The following is a 19826-nucleotide window of genomic DNA, read 5'->3' as shown; positions in this document are numbered from 1 at the left end:
CCAGTGTGGGCTGTTCAGTTCGCACCCCCGCCCGTGACGTCCGGTCTCGGGTGGTCCCCGCCGCGCAGCTGGTCCACGGCGTGCCTCAGCAGCGGCTCCAGGACGGCGAGACCGTCCTTCACCCCGCCACTGGACCCCGGCAGGTTGACGATCAGCGTGCCGCCCGCGACGCCGGCGAGGCCCCGGGAGAGCGCGGCCGTGGGCACCTTGTCACGGCCGTACGCGCGGATGGCCTCCGCGATGCCGGGGATCTCGTGGTCGATGACCCGGCGGGTCGCCTCGGGGGTGCGGTCGGTGGGGGAGACGCCGGTGCCGCCGGTGGTCACGATCACGTCGTACCCGGCGTCGGCGCCCGCGCGCAGGGCGGTCTCCACGGGGTCGCCGTCGGGGACGACCTGTGGGCCGTCGACCGCGAACCCGAAGCGCCGCAGCCCCTCCGCGATCAGCGGGCCGCCCTTGTCCTCGTAGACGCCGGCGGCGGCCCGGTTGGAGGCCGTGACCACGAGCGCGCTGTACGGAGCGGGCAGCGCGCCGCCGATCGAAGTGTCGAGAGTCATGTCCGGCTCCAGTCGCCCGACTTTCCGCCCGTCTTCTCCTCGACCCGCACGTCCGTGATGACCGCCTCCTTGTCGACCGCCTTGACCATGTCGATCACGGTGAGCGCGGCGACGGAGACCGCGGTGAGCGCCTCCATCTCGACGCCCGTGCGGTCCGTCGTCTTCACGGTCGCCGCGATCTCCACGGCGTCGTCCGCGACCGACAGGTCCAGTTTCACACCGGACACCGACAACGGGTGACAGAGCGGGATCAGATCGGGGGTGCGCTTGGCGCCCATGATGCCCGCGATGCGCGCGGTGGCCAGCGCGTCGCCCTTGGGGACGCCCTCGCCGCGCAGCAGCTCGATCACGCGCGGGGAGACGAGAACGCGGCCGGTGGCCCGCGCGGTGCGCGCGGTGACGTCCTTGCCGGACACGTCGACCATGCGGGCGGCGCCCGCCTCGTCGACATGGGTCAGGCGGGGCTGGTCGGAGGGTCCGGGGGTCTCCCCCCGGGAAGGCACGGTCATGATCGTGTGGCGCTCCCGGTCCTGGCCCGTGGCGGTGCGGCGCACGGGCCTGCTGTGCGCGACACGGTACCGTCAACCGGTCACGCTCAGCCGAGCAGGACCACCTCGACCTCGGTGCCGGGCGCGACGGACTCGGCGTCCTCGGGGACGACGATCAGCGCGTTCGCCCGCGCGAGGGCCGCCACGAGGTGGGAGCCGGCGCCGCCGACCGGGGTCACCGTGCCGTCCGCGTACCGGCCGCGCAGGAACTGGCGGCGGCCCCGCGGCGAGGTCAGCGCCCGGTCCGCGGTGAGCTTCGCGCGGACCCTCGGCCGGTGGACGTCCGTCAGGCCCATCAGGGTGCGGATGGCGGGACGGACGAACAGCTCGAAGGAGACGTAACTGGAGACCGGGTTGCCGGGCAGGGCGAGGAGCGGGGTGTGGTCGGGGCCGACGGAACCGAAGCCCTGGGGCTTGCCCGGCTGCATGGCGAGCTTGCGGAACTCGACGCCGCTGCCGGGCTCGTCCTCGTCCCCGGCGTACGACAGCGCCTCCTTGACGACGTCGTACGCCCCGACGCTCACGCCGCCGGTGGTGACCATCAGGTCGGCGCGCACCAGCTGGTCCTCGATGGTGTCCCGCAGGGTCGTGGCGTCGTCGGCGACGGCGCCCACGCGGTAGGCGATCGCGCCGGCGTCCCGCGCGGCGGCGGTGAGGGCGAAGCTGTTGGAGTCGTAGATCTGACCGGGGCGCAGTTCCTCGTCGGGCTGGACGAGTTCGCTGCCGGTGGAGAGGACCACCACGCGCGGGCGCGGGCGCACGCGGACCGTGCCGCGGCCGATCGCGGCCAGCAGGGAGATCTGCGGCGGGCCGAGGACGGTACCGGCCGCCAGGGCGCGGTCGCCGGCCCTGACGTCGCTGCCCTTCGCGCGCACGTGCGCGCGTGCCTCGGCCGGGCGGTACACGTTCACCTGCCCGGTGGCGCCCTCGGGGGCGAGGCTGCGGGCGCGCATCCCGGTGGCCGGGCCCTCGCCGAGTCCGCCGTCGGTCCACTCGACGGGGACGACGGTCTCGGCGCCGGGCGGGAGCGGGGCGCCGGTCATGATGCGGGCGGCCTGGCCGGGGCCGACGTGGAGGAGACCGGCCGCGCCGGCGGCGACGTCCCCGACGACCTCGAGGGCCGCCGGGTACCGCTCGCTCGCGCCGGCGACGTCCGCGACCCGCACCGCGTACCCGTCCATGGAACTGTTGTCGAACGGGGGCAGGGAGACGGGCACCGTGACGTCCTCGACCAGGACACAGCCCTGGGCGTCGAGGAGGTGCAGCTCGATGGGTTCGAGGGGCCGGACGGTCGCGAGGATGTCGTCCAGGTGCTCGTCCACCGACCAGAGGTGGTCCGGTCCTGCGGTGCGGGGCGCGGCGGTGCTCAACGTTGCTGCATCTCCTCGGTGACGTAACTGCGGAGCCAGGTCCGGAAGTCCGGGCCCAGGTCCTCACGTTCGCACGCGAGCCGGACGATGGCACGCAGGTAGTCGCCGCGGTCGCCGGTGTCATAGCGGCGGCCCTTGAAGACGACGCCGTGCACCGGGCCGCCGGCCTTCTCGTCCGTGGCGAGCTGCTGGAGGGCGTCGGTGAGCTGGATCTCGCCGCCGCGGCCGGGCTCGGTCGTGCGCAGTATGCCGAAGACGGCGGGGTCGAGGACGTAGCGGCCGATGACGGCGTAGTTCGAGGGCGCGTCCTCGGGAGCGGGCTTCTCGACCAGGCCGGTGACCTTGACGACGTCGGAGTCCGCGGTGGCCTCGACGGCGGCGGAGCCGTAGAGGTGGATCTGCTCGGGGGCCACCTCCATGAGCGCGACGACGCTGCCGCCGTGCTGCTGCTGGACGTCGATCATGCGCTGGAGCAGGGGGTCGCGCGGGTCGATCAGGTCGTCGCCGAGGAGAACGGCGAAGGGCTCGTCACCGACGTGCGGGGCGGCGCACAGCACGGCGTGGCCGAGGCCCTTGGGGTCGCCCTGGCGGACGTAGTGCATGGTGGCCAGGTCGCTGGACTCCTGGACCTTGGCGAGGCGGTCGGCGTCGCCCTTCTTCTGGAGGGCGGACTCCAGCTCGTAGTTGCGGTCGAAGTGGTCCTCCAGGGGGCGCTTGTTGCGGCCCGTCACCATGAGGACGTCGTCGAGGCCGGCGGAGACGGCCTCTTCGACCACGTACTGGATCGCCGGCTTGTCGACGACCGGCAGCATCTCCTTGGGAGTGGCCTTGGTGGCCGGCAGGAACCGGGTGCCGAGGCCGGCTGCGGGGATGACAGCCTTGCTGATCCGAGGGTGTGACTGAGACATGTGCGCCACCATATCGGGCCCCTTTGCAGTGAATCTGGGGCTCCGGTTAATTACCGCTCATATGAGCATATTGGAACGATACGGGTACGGATTTGAGACACGCAGAAGGCCCGAGCGATCTTGACAAGCGGGCATGGCGCCGGGAAATCCTCACGGTGAGGAACGGGTTGACGGCGGATGACGTGCGGAAATCCGCGACCGTGCTGGCCGGGCGGGCGCTCGGACTGCCCGAACTGGCGCACGCGCGCACGGTGGCGGCGTACGTCTCCGTGGGGAGCGAACCCGGCACGCTCGCGCTGCTCGACGCGCTGCGCGCGCGGGGCGCACGCGTACTGCTGCCCGCGCTGCTGCCCGACAACGACCTGGACTGGGGGACGTACGAGGGCGAGGACTCGCTCACACGGGTGCGGCACGGCGCGAAGATGGCGCTTTTCGAGCCCTCGGGTCCGCTTCTCGGACCGGACGCCGTCACGGAGGCGGACGTCGTCCTGCTGCCGGGCCTCGCCGTCGACGCGCGCGGGATGCGCCTGGGACGCGGCGGCGGCTCCTACGACCGCGTCCTCGCCCGGCTGGACCGCGCGGGCGCGCGTCCGGCGCTGGTGGTGCTGCTGTACGACACGGAGGTCGTCGCGCGCGTCCCCGCCGAGCCGCACGACCGGCCGGTGCACGCGGTGGTGACACCGTCCGGGGTGCGCCGGTTCGGCTGAGCCCCCGGTTCGGCTGAGCCCCCGCACACGCGGAAGCGGCCGCCACGCGTGCGCGTGGCGGCCGCTTCCGGCGGCGGGGACCAGGGGGTCAGGGCTTCAGCAGCAGGGTGTCGCTGGTGCTGTCCGCGACCGCCTTCTGCGAGTACGACCACTCCAGCAGCTCGCCCTCGGCCCACTTGTCCGTCTGGTCGACGTAGTGGGCGCTGTAGGCGTGCCCGGAGGCGCCGGTGAGGTTGATCCACCGGGACTTGTCGAGGTCGCCGAGGTTGACCACCATCCGCATGGACGGCACCCACACGACGTCGTAGCCGCCGGCGGCGTTCCAGCCGGTCGCGTTGACGGTGGCCTCGCCGCCGCCGAGCTTCCACGGGCCGCGGTTGAGCATGTACTGCAGGAAGTCCGGGCCCTCGGTGCCGAGGGTCTGGTTGTCCAGGAACAGGCGGTGCAGCCGGCCCCAGCTCCAGGTGTCGATGTCCTTGCCGAGCTTGGCGGTCAGCTCCCAGCGGGCGTCGATCAGGGCGCGCTTGAACAGCTCGTCACGGTTGTCCGCTGCGGGGCGGGTGCCCGACTTGGGGGTCTTCCACCAGGAGCTGTCCTCCTTGTCCATCAGCTTGCGGACCACCTCGAACCAGCGGTCGCCGCCGTCGGGCTGCGCCTGGTCGGCGTCGCGCTGACCGCACTCGCGGACCTTGCCCGCCTCGTCGGCGGGCCCGGTGGTGTTGACCGGGTCGACCCATACGCACTGGCCCTTGACCCGCAGCTCCTTGGGCAGCTTGTGGCCGAAGGCGAGCTTGAGGATGTTGCGCCACACGGAGTTGAAGTAGGCGGCGGCCGCCGAGTCGGCGTCCTGGGTGTAGTCCCAGCCCTCCAGCAGCTTCTGCGCCTCGCGGACGTCCGCGTCCTCGGTGTCGATCTTGAGCAGGTGCGGCACCAGCAGCTTGGCGATGGTGCTGGAGCTGTCGAGCTGCATCTGCCGCATGTCGTCGGTGGAGATCTTGCCGCCGTCCTTGATCTTCGACTTGATCAGTTCGGTGATCCGCTGGCTGCGGGCGCCGTACCCCCAGTCGGTGGTCAGCGTGTACGGGTAGTCCTCGTCGACGACGGCCTGGTTGGCGGTGACGATGTAGCCGCGGTCCGGGTCGTACTCGTAGGGCAGCGCGTCCTGCTCGATCCAGCCGGTCCACTCGTAGGCGGGGTCCCAGCCGGGGGCGGGGATGGAGCCGTCGTGCTTCTCCGCGCGGGTGGGGATCTTCCCGGGAAGGGTGTAGCCGATGTGGTCCTCGGTGTCCGCGTAGATCAGGTTCTGCGAGGGCACCTCGAACAGGGCGGCGGCCTCGCGGAAGTCGTCCCAGTCCTTCGCGCGGTTCATCGCGAAGATCGAGTCCATGGTGCGGCCGGCGTCCAGGGCGGTCCAGCGCAGCGCGACGCCGTAGCCGTCGCCCCGGTCGGGAGCGGCGCTGTCGACGGTGGCCTTCCTGCCGGTCTTCACCAGGTCGTCGGAACGGTCGGAGAGCAGGGGGCCGTTGTTGGTCTCACGGACGACGATCTTCTGCGCCTTGCCGCCGGCGACCTTGATGGTCTCCTCGCGGGTCTTGAAGGGCACCACCTTGCCGTCGTACTGGTAGCCGTCGCCGGTGATCTTCTCCAGGTAGAGGTCGGTGACGTCGACGCCGGAGTTGGTCAGGCCCCAGGCGATGTCCTGGTTGTGGCCGATTATCACGCCCGGCATGCCCGCGAAGGTGTAGCCGGCGACGTCGTACCGGCAGGTGGTCGAGACCTCGCGGCAGTGCAGGCCCATCTGGTACCAGACGGACGGCAGCGAGGCCGACAGGTGCGGGTCGTTGGCGAGCAGCGGCTTGCCGGTGATGGTGTGCTCGCCGGAGACCACCCAGGAGTTGGAGCCGATGCCGTCGCCGTTGACGCCGACGGCGGTGGGCAGGTCCTGGAGGACCTCCTGGAGGCCGGTGAGCTGGCTCTCCAGGGAGGAACCACTGGTGCCGGTGCCGGTCCCGGTACCTGTACCTGTGCCGGTGCCGGTGCCGGTGCCAGTCCCGGTCCCGGTACCTGTACCTGTGCCCGTGCCGGTGCCGATCCCGGTGCCCGTGCCGGTCTCCGTGCCCGTCCCGGTGCCGGTCCCCGTCCCCGTGCTCTCGCCCTGCTCGTACGCCCCGGTGAGCTGGTTGTACTGGCCCTCCTGGACCACCGGCTTGTTCCGGCTGTACGGGTACGCCGGGTACAGGTCGGCGATCTGCTTCGGGCCGAGGCGGCTGGTCATCAGCGCGCGGTCGATCTCGTCCTGCATGTTGCCGCGCAGGTCCCAGGCCATCGCCTTCAGCCAGGCCACGGAGTCGACCGGGGTCCACTTCCCGGGCTTGTAGTCGTTCTCGAAGCCCAGCGCCGCGTACTCGAGGGAGATCTCCTTGCCCTCCTTGCCCTCCAGGTAGGCGTTGACGCCCTCGGCGTACGCCTGGAGGTACTTCTTGGTGGCGGGGGAGAGCTTCTTCTCGTACTCCTCCTCGGCGATCCGGTCCCAGCCCAGGGTGCGCAGGAACTCGTCGTTGTCGATCTGGCTCTTGCCGAACATCTCCGACAGGCGCCCGGCGGTCATGTGCCGGCGCACGTCCATCTCGTAGAACCGGTCCTGCGCCTGGACGTAGCCCTGCGCCATGAACAGGTCCTCGTCGGAGGAGGCGTAGATCTGCGGGATGCCGTAGCCGTCCCGCTTGACGTCGACGGTCCCCGTCAGGCCCTTGAGCGTGATCGAGCCCTTGGTCTGCGGGAAGGAGGCACGCACGGTGCTGACCGACCAGTACCCGCCGTAGGCGACAGCACCGATCAGGGCCAGCACCAGGACGAGCACGATCAGTCGTCCTCTGCGTCCCTTCTTCCTGCCGGACTTGCCGGGCTGCTGCCCCGTGGAGGCGCCGGCCTGCTGACCCGGGGAGGCGGTGGTGTCGGTGGGCATCGCTGTCCTTGCTGTCCTAACGCGAGCGGCAGGTCGGGCTGTGCTTTTAACTGAGCGCTGGAGCAACGATAGGCGCAGGGCCCCGCGCCCCTTGACGCGGAGTCGGGAACCAGCCCGGACGGACGTTCGATCTTGCCGTCTCACGCGTCAAGAAAGCGTCAAGAGTTAGGTAAGGTAACGAAGTAGTTTGCCGCGGGAGCGGTGGCTCGTATGCGATGTACGTGAGCTCACGCGCGGATGCGCCTGGGCCAGGGAAGGGAACGGCCGCTGACTGTCCACCACCTCAACCAGCTCCTGCTCGTCTGCTCGATCGTCCTGCTCGTCGCCGTCGCAGCGGTCCGGATCTCCTCGCGCAGCGGGCTCCCCAGCCTGCTCGTCTACCTGGGCATCGGCATCGCCCTGGGCCAGGACGGCTTCGGCGACATCCACTTCGACAACGCCGAGCTGACCCAGGTCATCGGATACGCGGCCCTGGTCGTGATCCTGGCCGAGGGCGGCCTGGGCACGAAGTGGACGGAGGTCAGACCGATCCTGCCCTCCGCCGCCGCGCTCGCCCTGGCCGGCGTCGCGGTGAGCGTCGGCGTCACGGCGTCGGCCGCGCACTTCCTGGTCGGGCTGGAGTGGCGGCAGGCGCTGATCATCGGCGCGGTGGTGTCCTCGACCGACGCGGCGGCCGTCTTCTCGGTGCTGCGGAAAATACCGCTCCCCGCGCGGGTGACGGGCACACTGGAGGCGGAGTCCGGCTTCAACGACGCGCCCGTCGTCATCCTGGTCGTCGCCTTCTCCTCGGCCGGACCGGTCGAGCACTGGTACGTCCTGGTCGGCGAGATAGTGCTGGAGCTGGCCATCGGCGCCGCCATCGGATTCGCGGTGGGCTGGCTGGGCGCCTGGGGACTGCGGCACGTGGCGCTGCCCGCCTCCGGCCTCTACCCGATCGCCGTCATGGCCATCGCGGTCGCCGCCTACGCGTTCGGCGCCATCGCCCACGGCAGCGGCTTCCTCGCCGTCTACCTCGCCTCGATGCTGCTGGGCAACGCCAAGCTGCCGCACTGGCCCGCCACCCGCGGCTTCGCCGAGGGGCTCGGCTGGATAGCCCAGATCGGCATGTTCGTCCTGCTCGGCCTGCTCGTCACCCCGCACGAACTGGGCGACGACATCGTGCCCGCGCTGCTCATCGGACTGGCGCTCACCATGGTGGCCCGCCCGCTGAGCGTCGTCCTCTGCCTGCTGCCGTTCCGGGTGCCCTGGCAGGAGCAGACGCTGATGTCCTGGGCGGGGCTGCGCGGCGCCGTGCCCATCATCCTGGCGACGATCCCGATGGTGCAGGGCGTCGCCGGGAGCGAGCGGATCTTCAACATCGTCTTCGTCCTGGTCGTCGTCTACACCCTCATCCAGGGGCCGACCCTGCCCTGGCTGGCCCGCAAGCTGCGCCTGGGCGCGGACTCCGCCGCCGACCTCGGCATCGAGTCGGCGCCCCTGGAGCGGCTGCGCGGACACCTGCTGTCGGTCGCCATCCCGGCCGGGTCGAGGATGCACGGCGTGGAGGTCGCCGAGCTGCGGCTGCCGAGCGGGTCCGCCGTCACCCTCGTCGTGCGCGGGGGAAGGTCGTTCGTACCGCTGCCGTCGACGGTGCTGCGCCGCGGGGACGAGCTGCTCGTCGTCGCCACGGACCCGGTACGGGACGCCGCCGAACGGCGCCTGCGCGCGGTCGGCCGGGGCGGCAAGCTGGCCGGCTGGCTGGGCACCGACGGACCGCGGACGGGACGCTGACGGACCGCAGGCGGGACGCTGAACGGGCATCGGACGGGACACCGGCGGACCGCGGACGGGACACCGCCGGCGTGCCCGGCCTCACAGCGGGCGACAGGTGATCCCTGTACGATGCAGGCGACCCCCAGATCGAACCAACTCTGCCTGACGCAGAGCTGGCGCGACCGTATGGCGGCCGGAACGCCCTGAGCTGTGGCACCGGTATCTACCGCAGTCAGCGCAAGAGGACAGCTCTCGGCGCCCCCGCACGACCCGCGCGGGCCGCTACCAGGTGGCGGAAAGGCACGGGCCGTGGCATCCACGGTCACCACGTCGAAGGACTCGGCGGCCACCTCCCGACCGGGATACGGCCGGCTGCTGCGCACGCGCGGCGCGTGGACGTTCCTGCTCCCCGGCTTCGCGGCCCGCCAGCCGTTCGCGATGCTCACCCTCTCCATCGTGCTGCTGGTGCGGCACACCACCGGCTCGTACGGCGCGGCCGGCGCCGTGGCGGCCGTCACCGGCGTCTCCATGGCGCTGTTCGCCCCCTACAGCGGCCGTCTCGCCGACCGTCACGGGCAGCGCGCCGTCCTCGTGCCCGGCGTCCTCGTCCACGCGGCGGCCGGACTGGCCCTCACCGCGCTGGCGCTGACCGGCGCGCCCCTGTGGGCGCTGTTCGCCGCCGCCGTGCCCACGGGCGCCTCGGTGCCGCAGATCGGGCCCATGGTGCGGGCCCGCTGGGGCGTGCGGCTCAAGGGCTCCCCGCTGCTGACCACCGCGGCGGCCTTCGAGTCCGTCACCGACGAGTTCACCTTCGTCGTCGGACCGCTGCTGGCCACCGCCCTGTGCACGGCCGTCGACCCGGCCGCGGGCCTGCTCACCGAGGCCGCGCTGACGCTGGTCGGCGGTCTGCTGTTCGCCGCGCAGAAGGGCACGCAGCCCGAGACGGGCCGCGACGGGCACGCGCGCGTGGAGCACGCCTCCGCGCTGCGCGTCCCCGGTGTGCGCGTGCTGATCGTGACGTTCCTGGGCATCGGCTCCGTCTTCGGCGGCATGCAGGTCTCGCTGGCCGCGTTCACCGAGTCGATCGGCGAGCCCGGACTGAACGGCGTCCTCTACGGCGTCTTCGCCGCGGGCAACATGCTCTCCGGCATCGCCTGCGGCGCGATCGTCTGGAAGGCCGCCCCGCAGCGGCGCCTGGTGATCGGCTACACGGCGCTCGCGCTGACCGCGTCCGCCCTGTGGACCGCCCACTCGGCCCTGCTGCTGGCCGGGCTCGGCCTGCTGGTCGGCATGTGCATCGCACCGGCCCTGATCACCGGCTACACGCTGGTGGAGAACCTGGTCCCGGCGGGCGCCCGCACCGAGGCCTTCACCTGGCTGACCGGCGCCGTCGCGCTCGGCCAGGCGGCGGCCGTCACGGTCGCGGGACAGCTGGAGGACCGCCTGTGGGGCGGCGCCGGCTTCCTCGTCCCGATGGCCGGTACGGTGCTGGCCCTCGCGACGCTGCTGGCGCTGCGGTCGCGGCTGGCCACGGCCCCGCGCGGGCGCACCGTCGCACGTGGCGTCGGTCACCGCGAGTCCGCCGCAGTGGACTGAGCCCGCGGAATACGTCAAGATGGACCGTCGTTAGCACTCATCGAGTGAGAGTGCCAGGAGGAAGACAGTGCCGACCTACCAGTACCAGTGCACCGAGTGCGGCGAGGGCCTCGAGGCGGTGCAGAAGTTCACTGACGACGCCCTGACCGAGTGCCCCGCGTGCCAGGGACGCCTGAAGAAGGTGTTCTCCGCGGTCGGCATCGTCTTCAAGGGCTCCGGCTTCTACCGCAACGACAGCCGCGGCTCCTCGTCGAGCAGCTCGCCGGCGTCGCCGAAGTCGTCGAGCACCTCGTCGACGTCGTCGTCCTCCTCCTCGGGCTCGGGTGCGAGCTCGTCGGCCGGATCCTCCGGTTCGGGCAGCACCGCCGGCACCACCGCCGCGTAGGGCCGTTTCCTTACGGGACCCTGTCGTCGTCCGACGACGGGGTCCTCGGCGTTTCCGGGTGCGGTTAGGGTGCGGGGCATGGCGAACATGGCGAAGGCCGGGATCGGCGTGATCGGCGGCTCCGGTTTCTACTCCTTCCTCGACGACGTGACCGAGGTCCAGGTGGACACCCCGTACGGGGCGCCCAGCGACTCCCTCTTCCTCGGCGAGGTGGCCGGCCGGCGGGTCGCCTTCCTTCCCCGGCACGGGCGCGGCCACCATCTGCCGCCGCACCGCATCAACTACCGGGCCAACCTGTGGGCGCTGAGGTCGGTCGGCGTGCGCCAGGTCCTCGGACCGTGCGCGGTCGGCGGCCTGCGCCCCGAGTACGGGCCGGGCACGCTGCTGGTGCCGGACCAGCTCGTGGACCGTACGAAGTCCCGGGCCGGCACCTACTTCGACGGGCTGCCGCTGCCCGACGGCACGGTGCCGAACGTGGTCCATGTGTCGCTGGCCGACCCCTACTGCCCCACCGGGCGGGCCGCCGCGCTGAAGGCGGCCCGGGGCCGGGACTGGGAGCCGGTGGACGGCGGCACGCTGGTCGTGGTCGAGGGGCCTCGCTTCTCCACCCGTGCCGAGTCGCTGTGGCACCGGGCGCAGGGCTGGTCGGTGGTGGGCATGACCGGCCACCCCGAGGCGGCGCTCGCCCGTGAGATGGAGCTCTGCTACACCTCCCTGACCCTGGTCACCGACCTGGACGCCGGTGCCGAGACCGGTGAGGGCGTCTCCCACGACGAGGTGCTGCGGGTGTTCGCCGCCAATGTGGACCGGCTGCGGGACATGCTCTTCGACGCGGTGGCCGCGCTGCCGGTGACGGAGGAGCGGGACTGTCCGTGCGTGTCGGCGCTGGGCGGGATGGACCCGGGGTTCGCGCTGCCGTAGCCGGTGGCGGGGCGGAACGTACCGTTCGGGTGGGGGAGTTCTCCACAGGGCCGTGGCACGTCCACAGGGCCCGGCGGGGCGCGGCGCGAGGCCTCATCGTGGGAGTCGCAAGCCGGTCCCTCGTCGCAGGTGGTGGTATCCGTGTCCCGTCCTCCCTCCTCGTTCCGCTCCCCCTCTTCCCTCCGCCCGCCCGGCCCCGAGGTCCCTCCCCCGTGCGGGGTGCCGCACTTCGCCCCGGTGCGGGTGCGCGGCGGCCTGCCGCTCCCGGGCGGGCTCGTACGGCACCGGAGGCGGGCCATGGCGCTCGGTCTCGCGGTCACGGCGGCAGCGCTGGTGGCGGCGGGGCCGCGGGACGCGGACCGGTCCCGCGGCCGTCCCGACGGGTCCCCGGCGGCCCGTGCCGTCTCGGTGTCCCCCGGGGACCGTGCCGTACGGGCGCGGGGCGCGGGCGCGGCGGTCACGGCGGCGGTGCGGATCGCCGACGCGGCCACGGTACGGCTGCTGCGGCCGGGCGACCGGGTGGACGTGATCGCCGCCGAGGAGACGGTGTCCGGGGGCGAGGCCCGCGTGGTCGCGCGCGGGGCGCGGGTGACCGAGGTGCCGGAACCGGCGGACGGAGCGGGCGGAACGGGCGACGGCGGGGCGCTGGTCGTGCTGTCGGTGCCGCGTTCCACGGCGGCCGGCCTGGCCGGCGCGAGCGCCACGGCACGGCTGGCGGTGACGGTGTGCTGACCGGCGCTCCTGCCGTCCCCGTCCGCTCGTGGGACCCTCGCGCCGGGCGGCCCGACTGGACAGGCCGGCACCGGGGTGACGTAGGTTGCGGAGCGCTTTCCTCCGCACCCTGCGCACGAGAAATGAGGCCTCGAAGTGAGCGACCAGGACAAGACGGGCATCCTGCAGGGCTTCAAGGCCTTCCTGATGCGGGGCAACGTCGTCGATCTGGCCGTGGCGGTGGTCATCGGCGCCGCCTTCACGAACATCGTCAACTCGGTCGTGAAGGGCGTCATCAACCCGCTGGTGGGCGCGTTCGGCACGAAGAACCTGGACAGCTACAGCTCGTGCCTGAAGGGCCCCTGCGAAGGTGCCGGGGACGCCGCGACCGGTGTCAGGATCCTGTGGGGCTCGGTCCTCGGGGCGACGCTGCAGTTCCTGATCACCGCGGCGGTCGTCTACTTCCTGATGGTGCTGCCCATGGCGAAGTACCTGGCCCGGGTGGAGGCCCGCCGGAAGGCGAAGGAGGGCACGCGCGAGGTCGTCGAGATCACCGAGCTGGAGGTGCTCAAGGAGATCCGCGACACCCTCGTCGCGCAGCGCGGCACGGGGCACGGCGAGCGGTAGGGGCGGCCCGCCTGCGGGCGGGTCAGATGTGGTGGGGCGGCTTCTCGTCGAGGAAGCGCTTCAGATCGGCCGCGCTGTCGCCGGACGGGCGCTCGCCCCAGCCGCGGTCCGTGTCGTCCGGGGACTGCTGGTCCAGCGGGTCGTCGAAGACCAGTGCCGGCTCGGGCCCACTCGGGCGGGGATCGGGGGCGGTGCTCATACGTCCAGGGTACGGCCGCCCCCGGCCGGGCAGTACTGCCCCCATGACAGCTGACGCTCTGACGGATGTGGCCGGCCTGCGCGTGGGGCACGCGACGTGTACCGGCGACGGATGGCTCACGGGCACCACGGTCGTGCTCGCGCCCGAGGGCGGGGCCGTGGCCGCGGTGGACGTGCGCGGCGGCGGGCCCGGCACGAAGGAGACCGACGCGCTCGATCCGCGCAACCTGGTGCGGACGGTCGAGGCGGTCGTGCTGACCGGGGGCAGCGCGTACGGGCTGGACGCGGCGTCCGGGGTGATGGCCTGGCTGGAGGAGCGGGGGCGCGGGGTGCGCGTCGGGCCGGATCCCGCGCACGTGGTGCCGGTGGTGCCGGCCGCCTGCGTCTTCGACCTGGGCCGGGGCGGCGACTTCCGGGCCCGGCCGGACGCGGCCACCGGCCGGGCCGCGGTCGAGGCCGCGGCGGCGACCGCTTGGGGCGCGCCGGTGCCGCAGGGGTGTGTGGGCGCCGGTACGGGCGCGGTGGTCGGGCAGGTGAAGGGCGGGGTCGGCACGGCGAGCGCGGTGCTGGAGTCGGGCATCACGGTGGCCGCTCTGGTGGTGGCCAACGCGGCGGGGTCGGCGGTGGATCCGGTGACGGGGGTGCTGTACGGGGAGTTGTTCCAGGGCCGGGTGCGGTATCCGGAGCCGGAGGTGCACGAGGCCGCGCTGCGGCGGCTCGCGGAGGGGGCCGGGCGGAACGCGGCTCCGCCGCTGAACACCACGCTCGCGGTGGTCGCCACCGACGCCGGCCTGTCCAAGGCGCAGGCGCAGAAGCTGGCCGGCACCGCGCACGACGGCATCGCGCGGGCCGTACGGCCGGTCCATCTGCTCAGCGACGGCGACACCGTCTTCACCCTGGCCACGGGCGCCCGCCCGCTGGACGCGGCGGACCCGCTGTCCCTGAACGAGGTGCTCGCGGCGGGCGCGGACCTGGTGACCCGCGCGATCGTACGAGCGGTCCGGGCCGCCGCCCCGGTGGACGGTCCGGGCGGTTCGTGGCCGTCGTACGGGGAGTTGTACGGGGAGCGCTGAGGGGGTGCCGGGGACCGGATGCGGAAGTACCGTTCGACCAGGAGCAATTGATGTCCGTACCGGCCCCGTCGGGAACTCCTCTTGCGCTCCGCCCGTTTTTCGGCCATACGTTTTCTCAGTTCCCGGACACGATGTCCGGCCGAGGGGCTACGGTATGCACCCACAAGGTGACATGCAGCAACGCCGGGAGAAACCTTGAGCGTTCCGTACGAGACGGCAGCGTACGAACCACCCGACTCACCCGAGTCTCCTGAGGAGCACCTCGCGCGCCTCCTCGGCCGTGCCCTGAACTCCTTCGAGCTGCCGGACGAGACGATCCGGCGGCTGGACTGCGCGCTGGCGCACGACGGTTCGCTGCACTCCGCGCACCACAGCGCGGGGCTGCACCGGGAGACGTACCGGCACACCTGGCTGCTCGCCGACGGTTCGGCGCTGACGCTCTGGGAGCTCGTGCACAACACGGTGCCGGGGGACGAGCCGCAGCACGAGGTGTACCTGGACGAGGAGGAGGTGCGGACGGCCACGGCCCGGCTGCCGTTGCCGCCGGACACCTCGGATTTCGAGCTGCCGGTGACGGTGCAGTTGCTGCCGCCTCCCACGCTGCGGCAGGTGTACGTTCCGGACGGTTCGGCGGATCACGCGCGGCGTTTACTGCGCCGGGCGGAGAACCCGGACCGGCCGGGCGCGGAGACGGCCGCGCTGCTGGCCACGGCGTGCGCGCACCGGATCACGCAGGCCTTCGGCCGCCCGTCCCGCGCGGGGCGCGGGCTGTCCTTCTCGCTCTACGAGCACGCGTTCCTGTTGGGGGACGGCGCGGAGATGTCCGTGTGGGAGGTCGAGCACACGGTCACGCCGGACGGACGGCACATGTGCGAGGTGTACGTCAGCGAGGACGCGGCACGGGACGCGATGGAGCGCCGGGCGGCGCAGGTCTCCTGACCCGGCGGCCGGGGCCGCGGCCCGGTCCCGCTCAGTCCCCTTCGCCGAAGCGCCGTACCAGCCCGGCGAACGCGTCGCGCTCCGCCGGGGTGAGCCGTACGGCTTCCGCGTGGGGGCCGGTCCGCCGCTGGCGCGGGATCACCGGGGCGCCGTGAGGGGCGTGGGGGGTGTGCTGCCGGCGGGCCGCCTCGGCGAGGGGTTCGCGTACGCGCGTCCGTCCGCGCCGGCGCCGCAGGGCGTCGGCCAGACCCGCCGCACAGGCCACGGCCACCAGGGTGAGGACGGTGGCACCCGTCGTCCGCGAGAGTGTCGTGTACTCAGGCATGCGGCCCAGTACACACCAAGATCCGGGGCTTTGACCCTGGATCGTGATGATCGTGATCTATATCGCAGTAGGCATGAACCGCCCACACCTACCCAAACGGACGCATCGTCGTTCCTCTACGCGGCCACCGCCTGCTTGGTCTCCGCCGACGGCACCGGGGTGCCCTCGCGCGTGGTGGCCGGGGCCGGCTTGCGCAGACCCTTGAGGACGATCACCAGGGCCGCCGTGACGCACACGCCCGCGGCGATGGCGACCAGGTAGAGGAACGGGTTGCCGATCAGCGGGACGACGAAGACGCCTCCGTGCGGGGCGCGCAGGGTGGCGCCGAAGGCCATCGACAGGGCGCCGGTGACCGCGCCGCCCGCCATGGAGGCGGGGATCACCCGCAGCGGGTCGGCGGCGGCGAACGGGATCGCGCCCTCGGAGATGAAGGAGACGCCCAGGACCCAGGCGGCCTTGCCGTTCTCGCGTTCGGTGCGGTCGAAGAGCTTGCCGCGGACCGTGGTGGCCAGGGCCATCGCCAGCGGCGGCACCATGCCGGCGGCCATCACCGCGGCCATGATCTTCATCGCGGAGTCGCTGGGGCTCGCGACGGCGATCCCGGCGGTGGCGAAGGTGTAGGCGACCTTGTTGACCGGGCCGCCCAGGTCGAAGCACATCATCAGGCCGAGGAGGGCGCCGAGCAGGACGGCATTGGTGCCGGTGAGGCCGTTCAGCCAGTCCGTCATGCCCTTCTGGGCCTCGGCGATGGGCTTGCCGATGACGACGAACATCAGGAAGCCGACGACCGCCGCGGAGATCAGCGGGATCACCACCACCGGCATGATGCCGCGCAGCGCGGCCGGTATCCGCACCTTCTGGATCGCGATCACCACGCCACCGGCGATCAGACCGGCCGCGAGACCGCCGAGGAATCCGGCGTTGACGGTGAGCGAGATCGCGCCGCCGACGAAGCCGGGCACGAGGCCGGGCCGGTCGGCCATGCCGTAGGCGATGTAGCCGGCCAGGACCGGGACGAGGAAGCCGAAGGCGACGCCGCCGGTCTGGAAGAGCAGGGCGCCCCAGCTGTCGGCCTGGGTCCACACGAAGTGGTCCATCACCGACGGCGCCTCGTTGATCTCGTAGCCGCCGATGGCGAAGCCGAGGGCGATGAGCAGACCGCCCGCCGCGACGAACGGCACCATGTAGCTGACGCCGGACATCAGCCAGGTACGCAGCTTGGTGCCATAGCCGTCGCCGCTGCCGCCGGCCCGCTCGACGGGCGTGTCACCGGACACGGCGGCGGTGACCTCGCCGCGCTCCGCCTTGCCCCTCACCTCGGTGATCAGCTCGGCGGGGCGGTTGATGGCCGCCTTGACGCCGGTGTCGACGGTCGGCTTGCCCGCGAAGCGGTCCTTCTCCCGTACGGGGACGTCGTGGGCGAAGATCACGCCGTCGGCCGCCGCGATCACGGCCGGGTCGAGCCGGGTGAAGCCGGCGGAGCCCTGGGTCTCGACGACGACTTCGACGCCGGCGTCCCGGCCGGCGTTCTCCAGCGACTCGGCGGCCATGTAGGTGTGGGCGATGCCGGTGGGGCAGGAGGTGACGGCGACGATCCGGAACGGGCGGTCCCCCGCGGAGGCGGTGGTGTCCGTGGCGGCACCGGCGGAGGCCGCCGCCGGTGCCGCCACGGAGTCCTCGGAACCCTCGGAGTCCTCGGAACCCTCGGAGCCCGAGGAGCCCTCGGAACCCGAAGAGCCCTCGGAACCCGAAGAGCCCTCGGAACCCGAAGAGCCTTCGGAGCCGGTCTCTTCGCCCCGGATGAGCGCGGCCGCCGCCCCCGCGTCGCCCACCGACCGCAGCGCGCCGGTGAACTCGGTGTTCATCAGCTGCCGGGCCAGCGACGACAGGATCGTCAGATGGGCGTCGTCGGCGCCGGCCGGGGCGGCGATCAGGAAGACCAGGTCGGCGGGTCCGTCCGCCGCGCCGAAGTCGATCCCGGCGGCGCTGCGCCCGAAGGCGAGCGTGGGCTCGGTGACGTGCTCACTGCGGCAGTGCGGGATGCCGATGCCGCCGTCGAGGCCGGTCGGCATCTGCGCCTCGCGGGCGGCGACGTCGGCGAGGAAGCCGTCCAGGTCGGTCACCCGGCCCAGGGCCGCCATGCGCTCGGCGAGGGCGCGCGCCGCCGCCTCCTTGGTGTCGGCGGACAGGTCGAGATCGACCAGTTCCGCGGTGATCATGTCACTCATCGCGGGCTCCTTCGCACGCGTATCGCCCGTGCAGCGGGGTGGGCGGAAGGGGGGACGGGGGTGAGGAGGGGGTGGCTCATGACACCGGCTCCCGCAGCGGGCGGTCAGTGGGTACGTCGGCCGTGACGGTCACCGCGGCCGGGTCCAGGTCGGCCGGGGCCGGCATCACGCTGCCGGGGAGCCGGACGGCCGCCGCGCCGTGGGCGACGGCGGAGGCGAGCGCCTCGGGGCCGCGCCCGCCGGCGACGAGGAACCCGGCGAGCGAGGAGTCGCCGGCGCCCACGTTGCTGCGGACGGTGTCCACCGCGGCGGTGCCGAACCAGGCGCCGTCGTCGTCCACGAGGAGCTGCCCGTCGGCGCCGAGGCTCGCCAGGACGGCCCGGGCGCCTTTCCCCCGCAGCTCCTCGGCCGCCTTCAGCGCGTCTCCCACGGTGACCAGGGGCCGCCCCACGGCCTCGGCGAGCTCCTCCGCGTTCGGCTTCACCACATCGGGCCGCTCGCGCAGGGCCGCGAGCAGCGCGGGCCCGGAGGTGTCCAGCGCGACGCGTACGCCGGCGGCGTGGGCCCGGGCGACCAGTTCGGCGTACCAGGAGGGGGCGAGTCCGCGCGGCAGGCTGCCGCAGCAGGCGATCCAGTCGGCGCCCGGGGACTGCCGGCGCACGGTGTCCAGGAGCAGTTCCCGTTCGGCCGCAGTCAGTTCCGGACCCGGCGCGTTGATCTTCGTCAGTACGCCGTCGGCCTCGGCGAGCGCGATGTTGGAGCGGGTGGCGCCGGCGACCGGGACCGGAGCGACCTCGATGCCCTGCGCGTCGAGCAGGTCGGCGACCAGGGCGCCCGGTGCGCCGCCCAGGGGCAGTACGGCGACCGTGCGCCGGCCGGCCGCGGTGACGGCGCGGGAGACGTTGACGCCCTTGCCGCCGGGGTCGACGCGTTCGCCGGTGGCCCGGACGACCTCGCCGCGGTCCAGCGAGGGGACCTCGTAGGTGCGGTCCAGGGACGGGTTGGGGGTGACGGTGAGGATCATGCGCGTACTACTTCCGTGCCGCCGCGCTCGATCGCGGCGGCGTCGTCCGGGCCGAGCCCGCTGTCGGTGATCAGCAGGTCCACGTCGCTCAGGTCGCCGAAGCGGGCGAAGTGCTCCTGGCCGTGCTTGGAGGAGTCGGCGAGCAGCACCACGCGCCGGGCGGCGGCCATGGCGGCGCGCTTCACGGCGGCCTCGGCGAGGTCGGGCGTGGTCAGCCCGTGTTCGGCGGAGAACCCGTTGGCGGCCACGAAGAGCACGTCCGCGCGGATCTCGGCGTATGCGCGCAGCGCCCAGGCGTCCACGGCGGCGCGCGTACGGTGCCGTACGCGCCCCCCGACGAGATGGAGCTGGATGCCGGGGTGGTCGGCGAGGCGGGCCGCGATGGGCAGGCTGTGGGTGACGACGGTGAGGGAGGCCTCCGCCGGCAGGATCCCGGCGAGCCGCGCGGCCGTCGAACCGGCGTCCACGATCAGCGTGCCGTCGGCGGGGAGTTCGGCGAGGGCGGCCCTGGCGATGCGGTCCTTCTCGTCGGCCGCGGTGGTCTCCCGCTCGGCGAGGTCCGGCTCGAAGTCGAGGCGTCCGGCCGGGATGGCCCCGCCGTGCACCCTGCGGACCAGGCCGGCGCGGTCGAGGGCCTTGAGGTCCCGGCGGATGGTCTCGGCGGTCACCTGGAACTCCTCGGCCAGCGAGACCACGTCCACCCGGCCGCCGTCGCGGGCGAGCCGCAGGATCTCCTGCTGGCGTTCCGGTGCGTACATGGTGGCGTGCCTCCGAGTCCGTTCATGCCCGAACGTGTGGTTTAGCTCGCAGAGTACGTCCGGATGTCCGGGAAGTAAACAGAGACGGGCACATGTGGGCATGAACGGGCTTCCCCTCATGCCCGGATCTCCGCAGGGGCTTCCCGTCGTGTCCGTACGTCCACGCGTCCACACGTCCACGCACCAAGGGCCCGGCGCCCCAGGGGTCCCCCGGGGCGCCGGGCCCTTCCCGTC

Annotated in this window: 19 protein-coding genes; 9 read left to right on the top strand and 10 right to left on the bottom strand. The window is 72.8% G+C overall.

Going from position 1 to position 19826, the window contains the following annotated elements:
• Positions 1 to 14: 14 nt before the first annotated feature.
• The 4 genes from IH50_RS0131860 to galU form a co-directional block, all read right to left on the bottom strand.
• Positions 15 to 557 (bottom strand): MogA/MoaB family molybdenum cofactor biosynthesis protein, encoded by a 543-nt coding sequence (locus tag IH50_RS0131860; protein WP_051767525.1) that lies wholly within the window; start codon positions 555 to 557, stop codon positions 15 to 17.
• Positions 554 to 1066 carry a cyclic pyranopterin monophosphate synthase MoaC gene (gene moaC, locus IH50_RS0131855; protein ID WP_030870206.1) on the bottom strand — a complete coding sequence of 171 codons (513 nt, stop codon included), beginning with the start codon at positions 1064 to 1066 and terminating at the stop codon, positions 554 to 556. Before moaC ends, IH50_RS0131860 begins: the two co-directional genes overlap by 4 nt.
• Positions 1067 to 1152: 86 nt before the next feature.
• Positions 1153 to 2475, bottom strand: a complete 1323-nt coding sequence (gene glp, locus IH50_RS0131850; RefSeq protein WP_030870203.1) for a gephyrin-like molybdotransferase Glp — start codon at positions 2473 to 2475, stop codon at positions 1153 to 1155.
• Positions 2472 to 3383 carry a UTP--glucose-1-phosphate uridylyltransferase GalU gene (galU, locus tag IH50_RS0131845; protein WP_030870193.1) on the bottom strand — a complete coding sequence of 304 codons (912 nt, stop codon included), beginning with the start codon at positions 3381 to 3383 and terminating at the stop codon, positions 2472 to 2474. Before galU ends, glp begins: the two co-directional genes overlap by 4 nt.
• Before the next feature lie 167 nt (positions 3384 to 3550).
• On the opposite strand from galU, the gene IH50_RS0131840 reads away from it, so the two are divergent.
• On the top strand, positions 3551 to 4090 hold the full coding sequence (locus tag IH50_RS0131840) for a 5-formyltetrahydrofolate cyclo-ligase (RefSeq protein WP_051767524.1): 540 nt from the start codon (positions 3551 to 3553) through the stop codon (positions 4088 to 4090).
• Positions 4091 to 4178: 88 nt separating this feature from the next.
• Here IH50_RS0131840 and IH50_RS0131835 read toward each other — a convergent pair whose 3' ends face one another.
• Positions 4179 to 7055 carry a penicillin acylase family protein gene (locus IH50_RS0131835; protein ID WP_030870187.1) on the bottom strand — a complete coding sequence of 959 codons (2877 nt, stop codon included), beginning with the start codon at positions 7053 to 7055 and terminating at the stop codon, positions 4179 to 4181.
• Positions 7056 to 7292: 237 nt separating this feature from the next.
• On the opposite strand from IH50_RS0131835, the gene IH50_RS0131830 reads away from it, so the two are divergent.
• The 6 genes from IH50_RS0131830 (at position 7293) to mscL (ending at position 13047) form a co-directional block, all read left to right on the top strand.
• Positions 7293 to 8825, top strand: a complete 1533-nt coding sequence (locus tag IH50_RS0131830; protein ID WP_030870183.1) for a potassium/proton antiporter — start codon at positions 7293 to 7295, stop codon at positions 8823 to 8825.
• 291 nt (positions 8826 to 9116) lie between these two features.
• Positions 9117 to 10403 (top strand): MFS transporter, encoded by a 1287-nt coding sequence (locus tag IH50_RS0131825; RefSeq protein WP_030870181.1) that lies wholly within the window; start codon positions 9117 to 9119, stop codon positions 10401 to 10403.
• A 67-nt stretch (positions 10404 to 10470) separates the two neighbouring features.
• Complete coding sequence (locus tag IH50_RS40270) at positions 10471 to 10788, top strand: FmdB family zinc ribbon protein (protein ID WP_078914164.1); 318 nt, start codon at positions 10471 to 10473, stop codon at positions 10786 to 10788.
• 78 nt (positions 10789 to 10866) lie between these two features.
• Entirely contained in the window at positions 10867 to 11709 is an 843-nt protein-coding gene (locus IH50_RS0131815; protein WP_030870178.1) for an S-methyl-5'-thioadenosine phosphorylase, read from the top strand.
• A gap of 219 nt (positions 11710 to 11928) precedes the next feature.
• Positions 11929 to 12441: a hypothetical protein gene (locus IH50_RS0131810; protein ID WP_078914163.1), complete on the top strand. Its 513-nt coding sequence runs from the start codon at positions 11929 to 11931 to the stop codon at positions 12439 to 12441.
• 135 nt (positions 12442 to 12576) lie between these two features.
• On the top strand, positions 12577 to 13047 hold the full coding sequence (gene mscL, locus IH50_RS0131805) for a large conductance mechanosensitive channel protein MscL (RefSeq protein ID WP_030870173.1): 471 nt from the start codon (positions 12577 to 12579) through the stop codon (positions 13045 to 13047).
• Positions 13048 to 13069: 22 nt separating this feature from the next.
• On the opposite strand, the gene IH50_RS41265 is transcribed toward mscL, so the two are convergent.
• The gene (locus IH50_RS41265; RefSeq protein ID WP_107062199.1) at positions 13070 to 13246 is read right to left on the bottom strand and encodes a hypothetical protein; all 177 of its coding nucleotides are present in this window, start codon (positions 13244 to 13246) and stop codon (positions 13070 to 13072) included.
• A 43-nt stretch (positions 13247 to 13289) separates the two neighbouring features.
• Here IH50_RS41265 and IH50_RS0131795 point away from each other — a divergent pair, with 43 nt between their 5' ends.
• Together IH50_RS0131795 and IH50_RS0131790 are read left to right on the top strand one after the other, a co-directional pair.
• Positions 13290 to 14318: a P1 family peptidase gene (locus IH50_RS0131795; RefSeq protein WP_030870170.1), complete on the top strand. Its 1029-nt coding sequence runs from the start codon at positions 13290 to 13292 to the stop codon at positions 14316 to 14318.
• Between the two features lie 195 nt (positions 14319 to 14513).
• Entirely contained in the window at positions 14514 to 15257 is a 744-nt protein-coding gene (locus IH50_RS0131790) for a DUF6227 family protein (RefSeq protein ID WP_030870169.1), read from the top strand.
• Positions 15258 to 15288: 31 nt separating this feature from the next.
• On the opposite strand, the gene IH50_RS0131785 is transcribed toward IH50_RS0131790, so the two are convergent.
• The 4 genes from IH50_RS0131785 to IH50_RS0131770 form a co-directional block, all read right to left on the bottom strand.
• Positions 15289 to 15582: a hypothetical protein gene (locus IH50_RS0131785; RefSeq protein ID WP_030870167.1), complete on the bottom strand. Its 294-nt coding sequence runs from the start codon at positions 15580 to 15582 to the stop codon at positions 15289 to 15291.
• Between the two features lie 116 nt (positions 15583 to 15698).
• Positions 15699 to 17810 (bottom strand): PTS fructose transporter subunit IIABC, encoded by a 2112-nt coding sequence (locus IH50_RS0131780; protein ID WP_030870165.1) that lies wholly within the window; start codon positions 17808 to 17810, stop codon positions 15699 to 15701.
• 76 nt (positions 17811 to 17886) lie between these two features.
• Complete coding sequence (pfkB, locus tag IH50_RS0131775) at positions 17887 to 18834, bottom strand: 1-phosphofructokinase (protein WP_030870164.1); 948 nt, start codon at positions 18832 to 18834, stop codon at positions 17887 to 17889.
• Positions 18831 to 19592 (bottom strand): DeoR/GlpR family DNA-binding transcription regulator, encoded by a 762-nt coding sequence (locus IH50_RS0131770; RefSeq protein ID WP_030870162.1) that lies wholly within the window; start codon positions 19590 to 19592, stop codon positions 18831 to 18833. The genes pfkB and IH50_RS0131770 overlap by 4 nt, the downstream gene beginning before the upstream one ends.
• Between the last annotated feature and the right edge of the window lie 234 nt (positions 19593 to 19826).

The organism is Streptomyces sp. NRRL S-37 (assembly GCF_000721605.1).
In the GTDB taxonomy this organism is placed as follows: Bacteria; Actinomycetota; Actinomycetes; order Streptomycetales; family Streptomycetaceae; genus Streptomyces.
The sequence above is the reverse complement of the archived record's forward strand: the minus strand, read 5'-3'. Positions and strand labels throughout refer to the sequence as shown.

Excerpts from the sequence above, each read along its gene's own strand:
- IH50_RS0131830 (WP_030870183.1), top strand. The coding sequence starts at position 7,293 with ATGCGCCTGGGCCAGGGAAGGGAACGGCCGCTGACTGTCCACCACCTC.
- IH50_RS0131770 (WP_030870162.1), bottom strand. The coding sequence starts at position 19,592 with ATGTACGCACCGGAACGCCAGCAGGAGATCCTGCGGCTCGCCCGCGAC.
- IH50_RS41265 (WP_107062199.1), bottom strand. The coding sequence starts at position 13,246 with ATGAGCACCGCCCCCGATCCCCGCCCGAGTGGGCCCGAGCCGGCACTG.
- moaC (WP_030870206.1), bottom strand. The coding sequence starts at position 1,066 with ATGACCGTGCCTTCCCGGGGGGAGACCCCCGGACCCTCCGACCAGCCC.
- IH50_RS0131835 (WP_030870187.1), bottom strand. The coding sequence starts at position 7,055 with ATGCCCACCGACACCACCGCCTCCCCGGGTCAGCAGGCCGGCGCCTCC.
- IH50_RS0131795 (WP_030870170.1), top strand. The coding sequence starts at position 13,290 with ATGACAGCTGACGCTCTGACGGATGTGGCCGGCCTGCGCGTGGGGCAC.
- IH50_RS0131815 (WP_030870178.1), top strand. The coding sequence starts at position 10,867 with ATGGCGAACATGGCGAAGGCCGGGATCGGCGTGATCGGCGGCTCCGGT.
- IH50_RS0131785 (WP_030870167.1), bottom strand. The coding sequence starts at position 15,582 with ATGCCTGAGTACACGACACTCTCGCGGACGACGGGTGCCACCGTCCTC.
- galU (WP_030870193.1), bottom strand. The coding sequence starts at position 3,383 with ATGTCTCAGTCACACCCTCGGATCAGCAAGGCTGTCATCCCCGCAGCC.
- pfkB (WP_030870164.1), bottom strand. The coding sequence starts at position 18,834 with ATGATCCTCACCGTCACCCCCAACCCGTCCCTGGACCGCACCTACGAG.
- IH50_RS0131860 (WP_051767525.1), bottom strand. The coding sequence starts at position 557 with ATGACTCTCGACACTTCGATCGGCGGCGCGCTGCCCGCTCCGTACAGC.
- IH50_RS0131780 (WP_030870165.1), bottom strand. The coding sequence starts at position 17,810 with ATGAGTGACATGATCACCGCGGAACTGGTCGATCTCGACCTGTCCGCC.